18 protein-coding genes are annotated in these 17107 nt (G+C 70.0%); 14 read left to right on the top strand and 4 right to left on the bottom strand.

Annotation, left to right across the window (positions count from 1 at the left end; all coding sequences use genetic code 11):
* Positions 1-33: 33 nt before the first annotated feature.
* Positions 34-615 (top strand): GNAT family N-acetyltransferase, encoded by a 582-nt coding sequence (locus tag ACGFX9_RS11865; RefSeq protein ID WP_393468795.1) that lies wholly within the window; start codon positions 34-36, stop codon positions 613-615.
* Positions 616-654: 39 nt separating this feature from the next.
* On the opposite strand, the gene ACGFX9_RS11860 is transcribed toward ACGFX9_RS11865, so the two are convergent.
* The gene (locus ACGFX9_RS11860) at positions 655-3900 is read right to left on the bottom strand and encodes an NACHT domain-containing protein (protein ID WP_393468792.1); all 3246 of its coding nucleotides are present in this window, start codon (positions 3898-3900) and stop codon (positions 655-657) included.
* Between the two features lie 154 nt (positions 3901-4054).
* Here ACGFX9_RS11860 and ACGFX9_RS11855 point away from each other — a divergent pair, with 154 nt between their 5' ends.
* The 13 genes from ACGFX9_RS11855 (at position 4055) to ACGFX9_RS11795 (ending at position 15038) form a co-directional block, all read left to right on the top strand.
* Positions 4055-4138: a putative leader peptide gene (locus ACGFX9_RS11855; RefSeq protein ID WP_323178717.1), complete on the top strand. Its 84-nt coding sequence runs from the start codon at positions 4055-4057 to the stop codon at positions 4136-4138.
* Between the two features lie 115 nt (positions 4139-4253).
* Positions 4254-5951, top strand: coding sequence for a nitrite/sulfite reductase (locus ACGFX9_RS11850; protein WP_393468789.1), 1698 nt, complete (start codon positions 4254-4256; stop codon positions 5949-5951).
* Complete coding sequence (locus tag ACGFX9_RS11845; protein WP_393468786.1) at positions 5948-6127, top strand: hypothetical protein; 180 nt, start codon at positions 5948-5950, stop codon at positions 6125-6127. The genes ACGFX9_RS11850 and ACGFX9_RS11845 overlap by 4 nt, the downstream gene beginning before the upstream one ends.
* Positions 6124-6837: a phosphoadenylyl-sulfate reductase gene (locus ACGFX9_RS11840; RefSeq protein WP_393468783.1), complete on the top strand. Its 714-nt coding sequence runs from the start codon at positions 6124-6126 to the stop codon at positions 6835-6837. Before ACGFX9_RS11845 ends, ACGFX9_RS11840 begins: the two co-directional genes overlap by 4 nt.
* Positions 6838-6854: 17 nt before the next feature.
* Entirely contained in the window at positions 6855-7424 is a 570-nt protein-coding gene (gene cysC, locus ACGFX9_RS11835; protein WP_393468780.1) for an adenylyl-sulfate kinase, read from the top strand.
* Positions 7421-8359, top strand: coding sequence for a sulfate adenylyltransferase subunit CysD (gene cysD, locus ACGFX9_RS11830; protein ID WP_393468777.1), 939 nt, complete (start codon positions 7421-7423; stop codon positions 8357-8359). The genes cysC and cysD overlap by 4 nt, the downstream gene beginning before the upstream one ends.
* A gap of 2 nt (positions 8360-8361) precedes the next feature.
* Positions 8362-9738, top strand: coding sequence for a sulfate adenylyltransferase subunit 1 (locus ACGFX9_RS11825; protein WP_393468774.1), 1377 nt, complete (start codon positions 8362-8364; stop codon positions 9736-9738).
* A 230-nt stretch (positions 9739-9968) separates the two neighbouring features.
* Positions 9969-11102: an aliphatic sulfonate ABC transporter substrate-binding protein gene (locus ACGFX9_RS11820; protein WP_393468770.1), complete on the top strand. Its 1134-nt coding sequence runs from the start codon at positions 9969-9971 to the stop codon at positions 11100-11102.
* A gap of 36 nt (positions 11103-11138) precedes the next feature.
* Positions 11139-11930, top strand: coding sequence for an ABC transporter ATP-binding protein (locus ACGFX9_RS11815; protein WP_393468767.1), 792 nt, complete (start codon positions 11139-11141; stop codon positions 11928-11930).
* Positions 11917-12819, top strand: a complete 903-nt coding sequence (locus ACGFX9_RS11810) for an ABC transporter permease (protein ID WP_393468764.1) — start codon at positions 11917-11919, stop codon at positions 12817-12819. Before ACGFX9_RS11815 ends, ACGFX9_RS11810 begins: the two co-directional genes overlap by 14 nt.
* A gap of 8 nt (positions 12820-12827) precedes the next feature.
* Complete coding sequence (locus tag ACGFX9_RS11805) at positions 12828-13595, top strand: sirohydrochlorin chelatase (RefSeq protein WP_393468761.1); 768 nt, start codon at positions 12828-12830, stop codon at positions 13593-13595.
* Between the two features lie 11 nt (positions 13596-13606).
* A complete protein-coding gene (locus ACGFX9_RS11800; RefSeq protein WP_393468758.1) occupies positions 13607-14464 on the top strand; it encodes a hypothetical protein in 858 nt (285 codons plus the stop codon).
* 64 nt (positions 14465-14528) lie between these two features.
* Entirely contained in the window at positions 14529-15038 is a 510-nt protein-coding gene (locus ACGFX9_RS11795) for a GNAT family N-acetyltransferase (RefSeq protein ID WP_393468755.1), read from the top strand.
* A gap of 8 nt (positions 15039-15046) precedes the next feature.
* Here ACGFX9_RS11795 and ACGFX9_RS11790 read toward each other — a convergent pair whose 3' ends face one another.
* Genes ACGFX9_RS11790 through ACGFX9_RS11780 form a run of 3 tightly spaced genes read right to left on the bottom strand, consistent with a single transcriptional unit; the run spans position 15047 to position 17044 of the window.
* Entirely contained in the window at positions 15047-16060 is a 1014-nt protein-coding gene (locus ACGFX9_RS11790) for a ketopantoate reductase family protein (RefSeq protein WP_393468752.1), read from the bottom strand.
* A gap of 32 nt (positions 16061-16092) precedes the next feature.
* A complete protein-coding gene (locus ACGFX9_RS11785) occupies positions 16093-16476 on the bottom strand; it encodes a DUF4440 domain-containing protein (RefSeq protein WP_393468749.1) in 384 nt (127 codons plus the stop codon).
* A complete protein-coding gene (locus tag ACGFX9_RS11780) occupies positions 16469-17044 on the bottom strand; it encodes a DUF1697 domain-containing protein (protein WP_393468746.1) in 576 nt (191 codons plus the stop codon). Before ACGFX9_RS11780 ends, ACGFX9_RS11785 begins: the two co-directional genes overlap by 8 nt.
* Positions 17045-17107 lie beyond the last annotated feature (63 nt).

Genomic DNA, 17107 nt, shown 5'->3' with positions numbered 1-17107 from the left:
CCAGGGTGCGGGGCACATGATTCGCTGACCCGCATGAGCCTCACTGTCACCACGTGGTCCCTTGAGCAGACCGCTCCCACCGACCTGCTGCCCGCAGCCGCGCCCGAGGGCGACGACGTACGGATCGTGCGGGCGGAGATCCCCTCCCCCGAGTTCAGCCGCTTCCTGTACGCCTCGGTCGGCGGCGACATCCTCTGGACGGACCGCCTCTCCCTCTCCTACGCCCAGTGGCAGGAGGAGCTCGGGAAGCCGGGCGTCGAGACGTGGGTGGCGTACGAGAGGGGGACGCCTGCCGGGTATGTGGAGCTGGCGGCGCAGGAGGGCGGTGTCGTGGAGATCGTGTACTTCGGCCTTGTCCCCGCGTTCCGGGGGCGTCGGATCGGCGGGCATCTTCTCTCGTACGGGGTGCGGCGGGCCTGGGACCTGGCGGACCGGTGGCCGGAGCTCCCGCCGACGAAGCGGGTGTGGCTGCACACGTGCTCCAAGGACGGCGAGCACGCGATGGGGAATTACCTGCGGCGCGGCTTCAAGCTCTTCGACACGAAGGTCGAGGAGGAGGCGGAGGTGGCGACGCCGGGGCCTTGGCCGGGGGCGGGGGCGGGCGCGGGGGCCTGAGGCGGGCGGGGTACGGCCGGGACTTTCTTGCAATCCGCGCTATTCGGCCGCCGCCGTGCCCGCGGGTCGGCGCAGGGCGGTGACAACCTCGTGCGCCGCTCGACGGGGGGTGTCCCTGGCCTGGCGCGCGCGGCGATCGCGGGCCGTGCCGCTCAGGACCGCCGCGACGCCGACGGCGACGACCGCCACCGAGAGCACGATCGCGGTGGTGGTTCCCCACCAGCCGGACCACCCCACGAAGGAGTAGAGCGCTGTGGCGGGCAAGAACACTAGACCGCTGATCTGTTGCCGCCAGTCCTCCGCGTCCATGGGGGCTCCATAGCCGTAACTGCTGGCGAAGGGGATAGTCGCCAGTAGGAGTTCCTCTCTGTCGTCGTACGTCTGACCGAGCCACAGCGCCAGCCAGCCGAAGATGATCGCGCCGAGAGCTGCCCAACCCAGCCACCAGGGGCCCCAGCCGTCCACCATCAGGGCGGTGAGCACGGCACGGACTCCCGCCACCGCTGAAACCACGAGGAGCAGGCCGAACACGAGCCTGTAGTGCCAGCTCTCTTCGAAGTCGAAGTCGGCGTCCAGAGGCGGCTCGGCGCAGGTCTCCCACACGTCCGGGGGCACGCGCTTGCCCAGCCACCAGACACCGAGCGTGCGCAGGCGCTCGGTGACCGGGAGCTCGTCCATCAGACGCAACGTGCCCGCGGCCGCGTCCCCCGCAGAGGTCATCGCCCGGCGGTACAGACGGTACAAGTCGTCGTGCGCTCCTGCCTGCACGAAGCTCCCGTCGACCAGAACTCGCCCCAGCGACCCATAGACGGAGTGAGGCACTTCGTGCGTATAGCGCAAATCGAGGCCGAAGCTGCTGGGCGCATACCCCAACCAGCCCACCAGCTCCTCAAGATGTTCGGAACCGGTCAGCGGAATCAGCTCGCCCCGCACACCGCTCACAGGAAGCAGCAAAGCCGCCACCAGCCGCGCGTCGAGCCCCGCCTCCACCGGCAGTTCACCCTCCTCGAAGGCCCTGCCGACCAGTGCCACGACCACCCCCATCACCGGGATGATCGGATCGTCGGCGCCCTGGGCGAACGGGACCCACACGCGCGGATCGCCGCTCAGCCTCTCCAGCAGGCTGACCGGCATCAGTTGGTCGAGGATCTGGCGCCTCGCCTCCCGCAGCGCCTCCTCCACCTCCGGTTCCGCGACAAGGCCGCCGAGCAGGACGGCGCATCGGCCGCGCAGAGTCACCTCCACATCGGACTCCGTGGCCATGACAACCGCCAACGCCACCGCCGCCCGCCCCGTCCCCACGGTCCCCAGCGCGTCGACGGCACGCAGGCTCCCCGACATCGCGACCTCCCCCAGTGCGGGCACCGCGATGTCGCCCATGCTCACGAGCGCCGCACTCGCCGACGTGTGGTGGTCGAGCAGCGGGGCGAGGCAGCGCGCCGCGCGAGGCGAGACCGTCGCGGCCAGGGCCCGGATCGCCGCGTCGCGTACAAGCTCCGGGGCGGTCCGGTCCGTGGCCGTGGGTTCAAGCAGCGCGAACACCGGGTCCGACATGGACGCCGGGCCGGTGGCCGCGACCCCGAGCGCCGCTTCCAGGGCCGACGCCTTGCTGACGTCACCCAGCCCGAGACGGGCGCCCGCATCGTGGACCATCTCCCGGATCAGGGCCCCGTCCGCATGCCGCGCTTCGGCCAGGCACTGGAACGACAGCAACAGGTCACGCGCACGCAGGTCCCTGATCATCGGCGAGCAGTCGCGCCGAGTCACGCCGCACCACAGGCGGACCGTCTCCCGCCACCGTTCGGGGTCGGCGTCGTAGCGGGTGAGCAGCGCGTCCCAGTCGTCGGCCAGGGCCTCGGCGGCGAGATACTCCTGGAGGGAGATGTGCGCGAACTGGTAGTAGCGGCCGTTCTCGATCCTGCTGAGCAGACCGCTCCGTACGCAGATCTCGTCGATGACCCTCCGAGCCTTGTCCGGCGTCTCGTGCTGGCACTCCAGAGCCTGCGCGACCCATTCCATCAGCACGCCGTCGGAGAACTCGCGTCCCACTCCCTCGTCGGCGCTCCTGCGGTCGCCCGACTCGGCGAGGGCGTCCTGGGCCTTGAGGCCTGCGTTGCACAGCACCGCGCGCTTGAGTTCGCTGCCGAACTCGCCCTGCCGGCCCCTGTCGTCGACGAAGGCGTCGGACACCTGCTGGTAGAACTCCGCGCGGGTGCGCGGCAACTCCTTGTCGGTGTGCGGATATACGTAGCTGTAGAGGTAGGCGATCGCCGTGAGGAGCAAGGGGTTTCGGGCCAGGGACATCAGCCTCGGGGTCTCACCGAGCGCCTTCAGGAGGCGGTCGACGGAGGTCTGTGCGGTCTGCTCCGGCCAGCGCCAGCCCCGTAGGAACTGGTGGATGTGCAGGTCGGTGAACTCCTGGATCGCCAGCGAGCGGTCGACCGTCTCCTTGAGGTGCTCGCGGTGCGCGGGGTAGACGGCCGTGCGGCAGGTGACGAGCATCCCCGCCTTGGGGTACTTCCTCGCCACACCCTTGATCCAGTGCACGACATCGTGCCGCTCCGCCGCCGGGACCTCGTCGAGGCCGTCCAGGTAGAGGGTCGCGCGACCGGCGAGGAGCTGCCTCTCGATCCAGCGCCGGGGCACGTTGCGGCCCGCGGGTCCCGCGAAGTGCTGGGCCAGGAGCGCGACGACGTCGAGGGCGTCGGGCCTCAGGGCATCGGGCTTGAGCTCGTGCAGTTCCAGGAGTACGGGGACACGCTCCGGAAGGGCTTCACGGCGTTGCCCCCTCCGGCCCCGCCCGCGCCCCCGGCGCTCGCGTGCCCCTGCGTCCGCCGCTCGCCTGGACTCCGTCCACGCGAGAACCGCGCGCCTGAGGTACATGCTCTTGCCCGCCCCCGGGTCACCGCAGACGATCACCTTCTTGCCGTCGGCGAGCAGCGCGTCCACCGCCTCCCACCCCAGGGCTTCGGCGCCCGCCGGGCTTCGGGATGAGATGCCTTCGACGGCCCGCAGGGGGACGTATACAGAGGCGACCGAAATCTTCACGTCGGGGCCCGAGGGAACGGCGAAGGGGATCGGGACCTCGTGGTGGCGCGCGTGGAGCTCGTCGGCGTACCGGTCGAGGAATCGCCGCTCCCCGCCACAGGCGAACAGGAGCCTGCCCGGCAGCCCCTTCAGCCAGCTCTTGAAGGCATCATTGACCACGGCCACAATGGAGCCGCCGATCAGCGCCAGGCCGGACACCGCCCCGGTGGCCAGCCACCCCCACGCCTGTCCCCACACGAGAGCCCCCCATCGGCCCGTATGCCTGCACAGCAGGATAGGGGGATCGGCGCGTTAAGTGACCCACGTCACGGTGTCCCATCAGGTGGGACGAGAATGTCCACACTGCGGACAGTGGTGGACTGGGCCGAAAGTCCCGTGACACGCTTCCGTCATGGATCGCACTGGAATTGCCTTGGTGAGTCGACGTCACGTCGATCTCTGCCGCATGTCCAGCGCCATGTGTCCGGCGAGCTGACAGCACCAGCACCGCCGCATCTCTCTTTCTGCCTTTCTCCCTGCGCGCCGCCGCGCCCCTGCGCGAAGTGTGCAGGTCGAAGCCGACCTCAGCCCGCCTTGAAGGACGTATAGCCATGGCTGCCACCCCCGAAAAGCCCACGACTGCCGCGCCCCGGCGCAAGGTGAGCCGTCACCGTGGTGAGGGCCAGTGGGCCGTGGGCCACTTCACGCCGCTGAACGGGAACGAACAGTTCAAGAAGGACGACGACGGTCTCAATGTGCGGACACGCATTGAGACGATCTACTCCAAGCGTGGCTTCGACTCGATCGACCCGAACGATCTCCGTGGACGTATGCGCTGGTGGGGGCTTTACACCCAGCGCCGGCAGGGGATCGACGGCGGCAAGACCGCGATCCTGGAGCCGGAGGAGCTGGACGACGAGTACTTCATGCTCCGGGTGCGCATCGACGGCGGCCGGCTGACCACCGAGCAGCTGCGCGTCATCGGCGAGATCTCGCAGGAGTTCGCGCGCGGCACCGCCGACCTCACCGACCGGCAGAACGTGCAGTATCACTGGATTCGCATCGAGGACGTTCCCGCCATCTGGGAGCGGCTCGAAGCCGTGGGGCTCTCCACGACCGAGGCCTGCGGTGACACGCCCCGCGTCATCCTCGGTTCGCCCGTCGCCGGTGTCGCCGAGAACGAGATCATCGACGGCTCCTCCGCCATCGACGAGATCCAGCGCCGCTTCATCGGCAACCCGGAGTACTCGAACCTGCCGCGCAAGTTCAAGACGGCCATCTCGGGTTCTCCTCAGCTCGATGTCGCGCATGAGATCAATGACGTCGCCTTCGTCGGCGTCGACCACCCCGAGCACGGGCCCGGCTTCGACCTCTGGGTCGGCGGCGGGCTCTCCACCAACCCCAAGCTGGGTGTGCGGCTCGGCGCCTGGGTGCCGCTCGACGAGGTGCCGGACGTCTGGACCGGCGTCATCGGCATCTTCCGTGACTACGGCTACCGGCGCCTTCGCACCCGCGCCCGGTTGAAGTTCCTCGTCGCCGACTGGGGCCCCGAGAAGTTCCGGCAGGTCCTTCAGGACGAGTACCTCAAGCGCGAGCTCGTCGACGGGCCCGCCCCCGAGCAGCCCGCGGGCACCTGGCGCGACCACCTCGGCGTGCACAAGCAGAAGGACGGCCGTTTCTACGTCGGCTTCGCCCCCCGCGTCGGCCGCGTGGACGGCACCACGCTCACGAAGATCGCCGACGTCGCCGCCGCGCACGGCTCGGGACGGCTCCGTACCACCGCCGAGCAGAAGATGATCGTGCTCGACGTCGAAGAGGCGCAGGTCGAGTCCCTCGTGGCTGGGCTCGAAGCCCTTGATCTGCGGGTCACTCCCTCCCCCTTCCGGCGCGGCACGATGGCCTGCACCGGCATCGAGTTCTGCAAGCTGGCGATCGTCGAGACCAAGGCGCGCGGCTCCCAGCTCATCGATGAACTGGAGCGCCGCATCCCGGAGTTCGACCAGCCGATCACCATCAACATCAACGGCTGCCCCAACGCCTGCGCCCGTATCCAGGTCGCCGACATCGGCCTCAAGGGGCAGTTGGTCCTGGACGGCGAGGGCAATCAGGTCGAGGGCTTCCAGGTGCACCTGGGCGGCGCTCTCGGCCTCGACGCCGGGTTCGGCCGCAAGGTCCGTGGCCTGAAGGTCACTTCGGCCGAGCTGCCCGACTACGTCGAGCGGGTCCTCAAGCGCTTCCAGGAGGAGCGCGTGGACGACGAGCGCTTCGCCACCTGGGTGGGCCGTGCCAGCGAGGAGGCACTGTCATGAGCGAGCGTGCCGCTCCGTTCCACTGCCCCTACTGCGGTGACGAGGACCTGCGTCCCAACGAGACCGGTCACGGCGCCTGGGAATGCGCCGCGTGCAATCGCGCCTTCCAGTTGAAGTTCCTCGGGCTCCTCGCCCGTGGGGTTCAGCGCAACGACGGTGGAGGGGAAGAGATATGACAGCCGTTCAGAGTCAAGAGCAGCGCACCGACGAGGAATTGAAGGCTCTCGCCGAGCAGGCCGGGCGCGACCTCGAGGACGCCACCGCCCTTGAGATCCTCCAGTGGGCCGTCGACACCTTCGGGGAGCGCTTCTGCGTGACCTCCTCCATGGAGGACGCCGTCGTCGCCCATCTCGCCTCCCGGGCGCGCCCCGGCGTGGACGTCGTGTTCCTCGACACCGGCTACCACTTCCCCGAGACCATCGGCACCCGTGACGCCGTCGCCGCCGTGATGGACGTCAACGTCATCACGCTCACGCCGCGGCAGTCCGTCGCCGAGCAGGACGCCGAGTTCGGCGCGAAGCTGCACGACCGCAACCCGGACCTGTGCTGCGCCATGCGGAAGGTCAAGCCCCTTGAGGAGGGCCTGACTTCGTACGCCGCGTGGGCCACAGGACTGCGCCGCGACGAGTCCCCGACCCGGGCGAACACCCCGGTCGTCGGCTGGGACGAGAAGCGCCGCAAGGTCAAGGTCTCGCCGATCGCCCGCTGGACTCAGGACGACGTGGACGCCTACGTCGCCGAGCACGGCGTCCTCACCAACCCCCTCCTCATGGACGGCTACGGCTCCGTGGGCTGCGCCCCCTGCACCCGCCGTCTCCTGGAGGGCGAGGACGCGCGCGCCGGGCGGTGGGCGGGCAACGCCAAGACCGAGTGCGGGATCCACTGATGACAGAGCCTCAGCTGATGACAGAGCCTCAGAATGAATCGGAGAAGCGCGTGACCACCGGAGCCACCATCTGGCTCACCGGCCTGCCCAGCGCGGGCAAGACCACCATCGCGTACGAACTCGCGGGCAAGCTGCGCGACGAGGGCCACCAGGTCGAGGTGCTCGACGGCGACGAGATCCGCGAGTTCCTCTCGTCGGGCCTCGGCTTCAGCCGCGAGGACCGGCACACCAACGTGCAGCGCATCGGCTTCGTCGCCGAGCTGCTCGCACGCAACGGCGTGAAGGTCCTGGTGCCGGTGATCGCGCCCTTCGCCGACAGCCGTGAGGCGGTGCGCAAGCGCCACCAGGGGGGCGGCACGCCCTACCTGGAGGTCCATGTGGCCACGCCGGTGGAGGTCTGCTCCGTACGCGACGTGAAGGGTCTGTACGCCAAGCAGGCGGCCGGCGAGATCTCCGGGCTCACCGGCGTCGACGACCCCTACGAGGCACCCGAGTCGCCCGATCTGCGCATCGAGTCCCAGGACCAGACCGTGCAGGAGTCCGCGGCGGCCGTGCGCGCGCTGCTCATCGAGAGGGGTCTGGCATGACCACCACTGTGGCCACTGTGACCGAGGGGACGGACAGCCCCTACGCACTGTCCCACTTGGACGCCCTGGAGTCCGAGGGCGTGCACATCTTCCGCGAGGTGGCGGGGGAGTTCGAGCGGCCGGTGATCCTCTTCTCCGGCGGCAAGGACTCCATCGTCATGCTGCACCTGGCGCTGAAGGCGTTCGCCCCGGCGGCGGTCCCCTTCACGCTGCTGCACGTCGACACCGGGCACAACTTCCCCGAGGTCATCGAGTACCGCGACCGCGTCGTCGCCGAGCACGGTCTGCGGCTGCACGTCGCCTCCGTGCAGGAGTACATCGACGCGGGCAAGCTGCGCGAGCGCCCGGACGGGACACGCAACCCGCTGCAGACCGTGCCGCTCACCGAGAAGATCCAGAGCGAGAAGTTCGACGCGGTCTTCGGCGGCGGACGCCGTGACGAGGAGAAGGCGCGCGCCAAGGAGCGGGTGTTCTCGCTGCGGGACGAGTTCTCGCAGTGGGACCCGCGCCGCCAGCGCCCCGAGCTGTGGCAGCTCTACAACGGCCGCCACGCGCCGGGCGAGCACGTCCGCGTCTTCCCGCTGTCCAACTGGACCGAGCTGGACGTGTGGCAGTACATCGCCCGCGAGGGCATCGAGCTCCCCCAGATCTACTTCGCGCACGAGCGGGACGTGTTCTCGCGCTCGGGCATGTGGCTGACCGCCGGTGAGTGGGGCGGCCCCAAGGACGACGAGACGGTGGAGAAGCGGCTCGTCCGCTACCGCACCGTCGGCGACATGTCCTGCACCGGTGCCGTCGACTCCGACGCCACCACGCTGGACGCCGTCATCGCCGAGATCGCCGCGTCGCGGCTGACCGAGCGCGGTGCCACCCGCGCCGACGACAAGATGTCCGAGGCCGCGATGGAAGACCGCAAGCGCGAGGGGTACTTCTAACCATGACCAGCACCACCGAACCCGACAAGGCGCAGCCGCTCTCCACCGAGCAGCTCTCGGCCACCACCCTGCTGCGGTTCGCCACCGCGGGGTCCGTCGACGACGGCAAGTCCACCCTCGTGGGCCGCCTCCTGCACGACTCCAAGTCGGTCCTCACCGACCAGCTGGAGGCCGTGGAACGCGTCTCGCTCGGCCGCGGCCAGGAGACGCCCGACCTCGCGCTGCTCACCGACGGTCTTCGGGCCGAGCGTGAGCAGGGCATCACCATCGACGTGGCCTACCGCTACTTCGCCACCGCGCGGCGCCGGTTCATCCTCGCCGACACCCCGGGGCATGTGCAGTACACGCGGAACATGGTCACCGGTGCCTCCACCGCCGACCTGGCCGTGGTCCTGGTGGACGCCCGCAACGGCGTCATCGAGCAGACCCGCAGGCACGCCGCCGTCGCCGCGCTCCTTCGCGTCCCGCACGTGGTGCTCGCCGTGAACAAGATGGACCTCGTGGAGTACGAGGAGACCGTCTTCGCGGAGATCGCCAAGGAATTCACCGCGTACGCGAGTGAGTTGGGCGTCCCGGAGATCACCGCGATCCCGATCTCGGCGCTCGCCGGTGACAATGTCGTCGAGCCGTCCTCCAACATGGACTGGTACGGCGGCCCCACCGTCCTCGAACACCTGGAGACGGTCCCGGTCAGCCACGACCTGACCTCCTGCCACGCGCGTCTCCCCGTCCAGTACGTGATCCGCCCGCAGACCGCCGAGCACCCCGACTACCGGGGCTACGCGGGACAGATCGCGGCGGGCACCTTCCGGGTCGGCGAGTCCGTGACCGTGCTTCCCTCGGGCAAGACGTCGAAGATCGCGGGCATCGACCTGCTCGGCAAGCAGGTGGACGTCGCCTGGACGCCGCAGTCCGTGACGCTGCTTCTGGAGAGCGACATCGACATCTCGCGCGGCGACCTGATCGTGCCGAGCGGCGACGAGCCGCCGAGCTCGCAGGACATCTCGGCGACGGTCTGCCACGTCGCGGACACCGCGTTGAAGGTCGGCCAGCGTGTGCTGCTCAAGCACACCACGCGCACGGTCAAGGCCATCGTCAAGGAGATCCCCTCGCGGCTCACCCTGGACGACCTCTCCCAGCACCCGGCCCCCGGCCAGCTGGTCGCCAACGACATCGGCCGTGTCCTCGTACGCACCGCCGAGCCGATCGCGGTCGACTCGTACGCCGCGTCGCGTCGCACCGGCTCGTTCCTGCTCATCGACCCGGCGGACGGCACCACGCTCGCGGCGGGCATGGCGGGCGACGCGTTCGCCACCACCACCGAGGCGGCCGACAAGGCCGAGCCGGCGGCGGCGGACGACGAGGGCTGGGACTTCTAGCCATGACCTCCATCGACTACTTCTCGACCTTCGCGAAGGAGGGCGGCCGCATCGGCAGCGGCGCCCTCGGCAGCGGGCAGGGCGGGGTCGGGCGATGTGCGTGATGACGTACGCGCACTGCCTGCGCGCCCACACCCCCCGCGAGTTCGACCAGCGAAGACGAAAACCTGCCGACCTCCCGGCCACGTCCTGACGGCGTGAGTGCCGGGCCAACGAGAGGACCACCTCCCGTGCCTGCCAGCTTCCCGCTCCCTCGTGCCACCGGCGGCCGCCGTGCCCTGGCCGCCGTAGCCGCCCTGCCGTTGCTCGCCGTGGTGCTCACCTCCTGCGGCTACGGCTCCGACGCGGACTCGGACAAGAACGACAAGGCCAACGTCGCCGCCGGGGCCAAGAAGATCGAGGGCCTTGACGAGGTGAAGATCGGGTACTTCCCGAACCTCACGCACGCCACCGCGCTCGTCGGCGACCAGGAGGGCCTGTTCCAGAAGGAACTGGGCGCGACGAAGGCGAAGTACACGCAGTTCAACGCGGGCCCCTCCGAGATCGAGGCGCTGAACTCGAAGTCGATCGACATCGGCTGGATCGGCCCGTCGCCCGCCATCAACGGCTACACCAAGTCCCAGGGCAAGAACCTGCGCATCATCGGCGGCTCGGCCTCCGGTGGCGTGAAGCTGGTGGTCAACCCGGACAAGATCAAGTCCCTGGACGACGTCAAGGGCAAGAAGATCGCGACGCCGCAGCTCGGCAACACCCAGGACGTGGCCTTCCTCAACTGGATCGCCGAGAAGGGCTGGAAGGTCGACGCGGAGAGCGGCAAGGGCGATGTCTCGGTCGTCCGCACCGACAACAAGATCACCCCGGATGCCTACAAGTCCGGCTCGATCGACGGTGCCTGGGTGCCCGAGCCGACCGCCTCGAAGCTGGTCGCCGAGGGCGGCAAGGTGATCCTCGACGAGGCCGACCTGTGGCCGGACAAGAAGTTCGTGATCACGAACATCATCGTGTCGCAGTCGTTCCTCAAGGAGCACCCGAAGGTCGTCGAGGCCGTGCTGCGCGGCTCGGTGAAGACCAATGACTGGATCAAGGCCAACCCGGACAAGGCCAAGGCCTCCGCCAACGCCGCCCTCAAGGAGGCGTCCGGCAAGGAGCTGCCCGCCAAGGTCATCGACCCGGCGTGGAAGTCCATCCAGACCACGGACGACCCGCTGGCGGCGACCCTCGACTCCGAGGCGAAGCACGCGGTCAAGGCGGGTCTCCTGGACAAGCCGAACCTCAAGGGCATCTACGACCTGAAGCCGCTGAACAAGGTCCTCAAGGCCGAGGGCGAGCCCGCGGTCGACGACGCCGGTCTCGGCGTCAAGTAACCCCGGAATCAGACCAGTTCCCAGGAGGTGACGACCATGGCGACCACCACCCTCGCCAAGGCGGCCGAGGACATCTCGGCCGCCCCGCACGCAGCCCGGATCGAGCATGTCTCGAAGTCCTTCGCCACACCCGCCGGGCAGCAGCTCGTCCTGGACGACATCACCCTCGATGTCGCTCCTGGCGAGTTCGTCACCCTCCTGGGAGCCTCGGGCTGCGGCAAGTCGACGCTGCTCAATCTGGTGGCCGGGCTCGACAAGCCCACGGCGGGCGCCATCGCGACGGACGGCCGCCCCGCCCTGATGTTCCAGGAGCACGCGCTCTTCCCGTGGCTGACCGCGGGCAAGAACATCGAACTCGCCCTGAAGCTGCGCGGCGTCGCGAAGGCGGAGCGGCGCGAGCGGGCCGAGGAGCTCCTCGGTCTCGTACGGCTGCAAGGGGCGTACGGCAAGCGGGTGCACGAGCTGTCCGGCGGCATGCGCCAGCGCGTCGCGCTGGCCCGCGCGCTCGCGCAGGACGCCAAGATCCTGCTGATGGACGAGCCGTTCGCGGCGCTCGACGCGATCACGCGGGACGTCCTGCACGACGAGCTGACCCGCATCTGGCGCGAGACCGACGTCTCCGTCCTCTTCGTCACGCACAACGTGCGCGAGGCGGTCCGCCTCGCCGAGCGCGTCGTGCTCCTCTCGTCGCGTCCGGGCCGCGTGGCGCACGAGTGGCGGGTGGACATCCCCCACCCGCGCCGCATCGAGGACTCCGCCGTGGCGGAACTGTCCGTCGAGATCACCGAACAACTGCGTGGGGAGATCCGCCGACATGGCCAGCACTGACACCCCGGTCGACAAGACCGACCGGGACGGCAGCCAGGACCTGGCCGGTCTGGAGGCGGGTCTCGACGCCCTGGACGCGGTCCAGACCGGGCGTACGCCCTTCCGGCAGACCTTCGTGCAGAAGATCCTGCCCCCGGTGACCGCCGTCGTGCTGGTTCTAGTGGTGTGGCAGATCCTGGTGTGGGCGAAGGTGACCGACACCTACAAGCTGCCGCCGCCCGCCGACGTCTGGCACGAGGTGGAGGACGCCTGGCTCCAGGGCACGCTCCTGGAGTACATCTGGACGTCCGTATCGCGCGGTCTGCTCGGCTTCCTGATGGCCCTCGCGATCGGTACGCCGCTCGGCCTGATCGTGGCCCGGGTGCGGTTCATCAGGGCCGCGATCGGCCCCATCCTCTCGGGACTCCAGTCGCTGCCTTCGGTGGCGTGGGTGCCGCCTGCCGTGATCTGGCTGGGGCTCAACGACCAGATGATGTACGCGGTGATCCTGCTCGGCGCGGTGCCCTCGATCGCCAACGGCCTGGTGGCGGGCGTCGACCAGGTGCCGCCGCTGTTCCTGCGGGCGGGCCGGACCCTGGGCGCGACCGGGGTGCGCCACACCTGGCACATCGTCATGCCGGCCGCGCTCCCCGGCTACCTCGCCGGTCTGAAGCAGGGCTGGGCGTTCTCGTGGCGCTCGCTCATGGCCGCGGAGATCATCGCGCAGTCGCCGGACCTGGGCATGGGGCTCGGCCAGCTCCTTGAAGCGGGCCGCACGAACAGCAGCATGGCGCAGGTGTTCTTCGCCATCTTCCTCATCCTCATCGTCGGCATCGCCATCGACCTGCTCATCTTCAGCCCGCTCGAGCGGCGCGTACTGCGCAGCCGCGGGCTCCTCGTGAAGAGCTGAGGCCCACCATGTTCCCCCGTACCCGTCCCGTCCTGTTCGTCATCGCCCACGGCAGCCGCGACCCGCGGCATGCCGCGACGGTGCGCGCGCTGGTGCGGCGGGTGCGGGAACAACGGCCGCAGCTTCGGGTCGAGACGGGCTTCTTGGACTTCAACTCGCCCTCGGTCCCGGAGGTCCTCGAGTCCCTGGACGCCGAGGGAGTGCGCGACGTCATCGCCCTCCCGCTGCTCCTGACGCGGGCGTTCCACGCGAAGTCGGACATCCCCGCGGTCCTGAGCCAGGCACCACCGCGCCTGCGCATCCGGCAGGCGGCGGTGCTCGGCCCTTCGCCGCTGCTCCTGACCGCTCTTGACCAGCGGCTGTACGAGGCGGGGCTCAGCCCCGCCGACAAGTCCTCGACCGGGGTCGTGCTGGCCTCGGCGGGATCCTCCGACCCGGAGGCGATCGCAGTGATCGCTGAAATCGCGCGGGAGTGGCGGCACACCGGTTGGTGCGCCGTGCGGCCTGCGTTCGCCTCCGCATCTCTGCCCCGCACTCAGGACGCCGTGCGGGAACTGCGCGCTCTCGGTGTGCGCACCGTGGCGGTGGCGCCCTACGTCATAGCGCCCGGTTTTCTGCCGGACCGCATCGCGCGGGGCGCCGCCGACGCCGACGTACTCGCCCAAGTCCTCGGCCCCTCACCGGAGGTGGCGCGGCTGCTCGTGCGGCGGTACGACGAGGCACGCGCCGGGTTCCGTGTGGTCGGGCGGGTGGCGCGGGTTCCCGTGCTGGCCTAGTTTGTGGGTTCATGACCCTCACCAGATCCCGCACGCTCTGGCTGCGGACCGAGCCCCTGCACGCAGTGATCTACTTCGAGGAGCGCTGCCGCGGTATGGGCCGGGCGCTGGGCCTCAAGGGTTTCTGGATGGGCTATTTCGCGACCCGCACCGCCCCCATGGGCCCGGTCGAGTCGGGTACGGCGACCGCCGCGCTCGGGGTCTTCGCCCCCGGCATGGTGGCGCGGGCCCTGCCCTCCGCATGGCAGTACGCGCACCCGGGGCGGATCGTGGAGGAGCGCGCGGCCTACACGGCGCGGGCCCTGCGGGCGCTGGTCCCGGACATCGACGACCAGGCAGCCGCCCTCTGTCCGCCCCTCGCGGCGATGGTCGCGGACGCCCCCTCGCTGGCCCGCCCGCTGTTCACGGCCAACCGTGAGGTGCCCGAGCGGACCGACCCGGTGCAGCGGCTTTGGCAACTGGTCACGTGCGTGCGGGAGTTCAGGGGCGACGCGCATGTCGCCACGCTCGCCGACCATGGCCTGGACGCCTGCGAGGCCCTGGTGCTCGCCGCCGCCACCGACCGTGTGGACCCGGACACCATCCGGCAGGACCGCGGGTGGGACGAGGAGGACTGGGAGCACGCGGTGGACCGGCTGCGGGGCCGTGGCCTGCTCGACGGGGACGGCCGCGTCACCGAACACGGCCGCACGGAACGCGAGTTGGTCGAGGACGCCACGGACCGTCTGTCGGCGCGGCTGCTGCGCCCGCTCGCCGCCCGGGACGCCGACACTCTCCTCGCGGCACTGGAACGGCCGGTGCGGCAGATCCTCGCTGCGGGTGTGCTGCCCTTTCCCAACCCGATCGGTCTTCCGCGGCCCGCGGTGTGAGAAGGGGTATGGTTCAAGCCAATCCGGTTGCCCGAGCCTCCCTTCTGGCTCTAGCGTCACGCCGATGACCCCCGTAATCCGTTCCGAGCGCCTGACCCTCTCGCCCTACGCCGCCGCTGACGAGGAACTGTTCGTCGCGCTGTTGCAGGACGAGGCCGTGGGCCACTGGTTCGGAGACGGGACGCAGACCGCGGAGCAGACCCATTCACTGTTCCGCCGGATCTTCAGCCTCGTGTACGCGGAGAACAAGTTTCCGGTCTGGGCGGTACGGCACGAGGGGCGCTATATCGGCCACGCGGAGATAAAACCGTCACCCGAGACCTGGCTCGACGGCCACGAGATCGTCTACGGCCTGACCCGTAACAGCTGGGGCATCGGCCTCGGCACCGAACTGGCCCGCCTGCTCACCTCGTACGGCCATGAGACGCTGGCCCTGCCCGAGGTGCACGCGACCGTGGACGCGCAGAACATCGCCTCCCTCACCGTCCTCAAGCGCCTCGGCTTCACGCAGGGCCGCGCGGTCGCGGAGGACAACGGCCGTACGACGCTCCTGATGACCTCGGTGGCCGACTGAGGCCCCTCTCAGCCGGTGGCCGCCCTCGCGACCGCGCTCTCCACCAGCTCGGCCACCGCCATCGAGCCCGCCTCCCGCCGCTCTCGCGCGAACGCGTTCGCCACGCTCCGCAAGGCGTCGTTCACCGGTGTCGGCACTCCGTGCAGACGCCCGAGCAGCGCGATCTCGCCATTGAGGTAGTCCGCCTCGATCGTGCCCGTGCCCCGGCTCAGACTCTGCCAGGAGGAGCCGCCGCCGCGCTCCGAGCCGTCGAAGGGCTCGAAGTGGACGCGGTCGCCGCGGGTCTCCTTCTGCTCCTGCTCGCTCACCGCCTCGATGCCGGCCGCGGCGAGCACCGCCTCGCCCTCGGCGCGGGCTCGCCGGTAGAGCGCGATGGCCTCGTCGCTGCCGAGCACTCCGGTGACCGCCTCGACGGCGTTGGCGAGGTTGGCGAGCAGCTTCCCGTACTTCCAGCGCATCACGTCCGCCACGACGGGCGAGAGCAGCTTCGACTTCTCCAGGTCGGCGGAGATGTCGCGGGCCGTGTCGTCCGTGCCCTTCGGGTAGCGGCCGAGGTGCAGGATGCCGGTGTACGGGGCGCCGGCCGCGGAGACGGCGCCCGGCTCGACATGGGTCGCGGGCAGCCAGACGCACATCCCGTACACCCGCCGGAAGCGGCGCAGGGCGATGCGTTCGCTCTCCACGCCGTTCTGCGCGCAGACCAGCGCGAGTCTCTCGCCCGCGGTTCCGCCGCCCGCCACCGGACGTCCGCTCCAGGCGTCGAGGGCCGCCGCGCAGTCCTGGGTCTTCACGGCGAGGAACAGGACGTCGTCCGCCCCCAACTCACCCAGTTCGGCGGGTTCTTGGACGACGGAAAGCCGGTGCGTCCGCGTCCCGTCGGGAGTCCTGACCCGCAGGCCGCCCTCCCGCACCGCTTCGTAGTGCGCGCCCCGCGCGACGAGAACCACGTCATGTCCGCTCTCGGCGAGGCGCCCGCCCACGGTGCCGCCGATCGCCCCTGCCCCGATGATGATGTAGCGCATGGAGCCGAGCCTCGCACATCAGGCCCGCAGGGTCAGGCCCCCGAAGGCCGGTCCGCTTCGAACGGTGTCCCCTGGTGGAACCAGAGGAGCCATGCGCCGTCACACAGCCGCCACAGTGAACTGCGGTGCGCCAGACGGCCGTTGCTGTCCGTGTCGAAGGTGAGGTGCACCAGGTCGTCGGCGAGCTGGACGCCCCGCATCCGGGACGTCATGATCGCGCGGCCGGTCCGGTCGGTGCTCTCGGTCAGGGCCGTGATGATCGACGCACGGTCCCAGCGGGTGCCGGAAACGCCGAACTCGGTGAATTCCGGGTGCAGCAGCTCTCCGAGCAGCTCGGGGGAGGCGCGGACCTCGGGGGCGAGCAGGTGCAGTTCGGCCTCGATGGCCGCCTCGACGGCGGGCGTGCGGTCAGTCACGGTCGGGCTCCCCCGTCTTCTCTGCGGTCATCTCCACCAACTTGGCCACGGTGTTCCAGTTGCGGGAGGTGGCGATGACGCCCTTGAACAGGGCCGGCCGCGAGAGGACCTCGCCCAGCCTGGAGCGGCCGAGGCCGTTCGGCGCGTAGAGATAGAGCACGCGGTCGCCGAGCCTGAACTCCTCGGGCAGGAACGCCGCCTGGTCGAGCGCGTCGAGCCGGGTGGTGTCCACAGGACCGGAGAAGTACGTGGCGTGCAGCTGCTTGCCTTCGAGCGCGTCCGCGGGGAACGGGCAGGCGTCTGCGACCGCCTTCAAGTACGCCCCGTCGCGCACCAGCACCTCCACGGGGAAGCCGAAGTGCCGCTGGATGGCCTCGCCGATCCGCCCGGCAAGGGTGTCGTCGTCCGCCGCCTCGGCCGTGAAGACCGCGTTGCCGCTCTGCAGATGGGTGCGTACGTCGCCGAATCCGAGCCCGGCGAGCAGCGTGCGCAACTCCCCCATCGGCAGCTTTCTCTTGCCGCCCACATTGATGCCGCGAAGCAGCGCCGCGTATGCCTTGACCGTCATCCGCACACCATAAGGCGGCCGTCGCGCCCCGTGGGGGTGGGCGCGACGGCCGCCGGTCCAGTG

It is taken from the genome of Streptomyces sp. NPDC048436, assembly GCF_043200355.1.
Classification (GTDB): Bacteria; Actinomycetota; Actinomycetes; order Streptomycetales; family Streptomycetaceae; genus Streptomyces.
The sequence above is the reverse complement of the archived record's forward strand: the minus strand, read 5'-3'. Positions and strand labels throughout refer to the sequence as shown.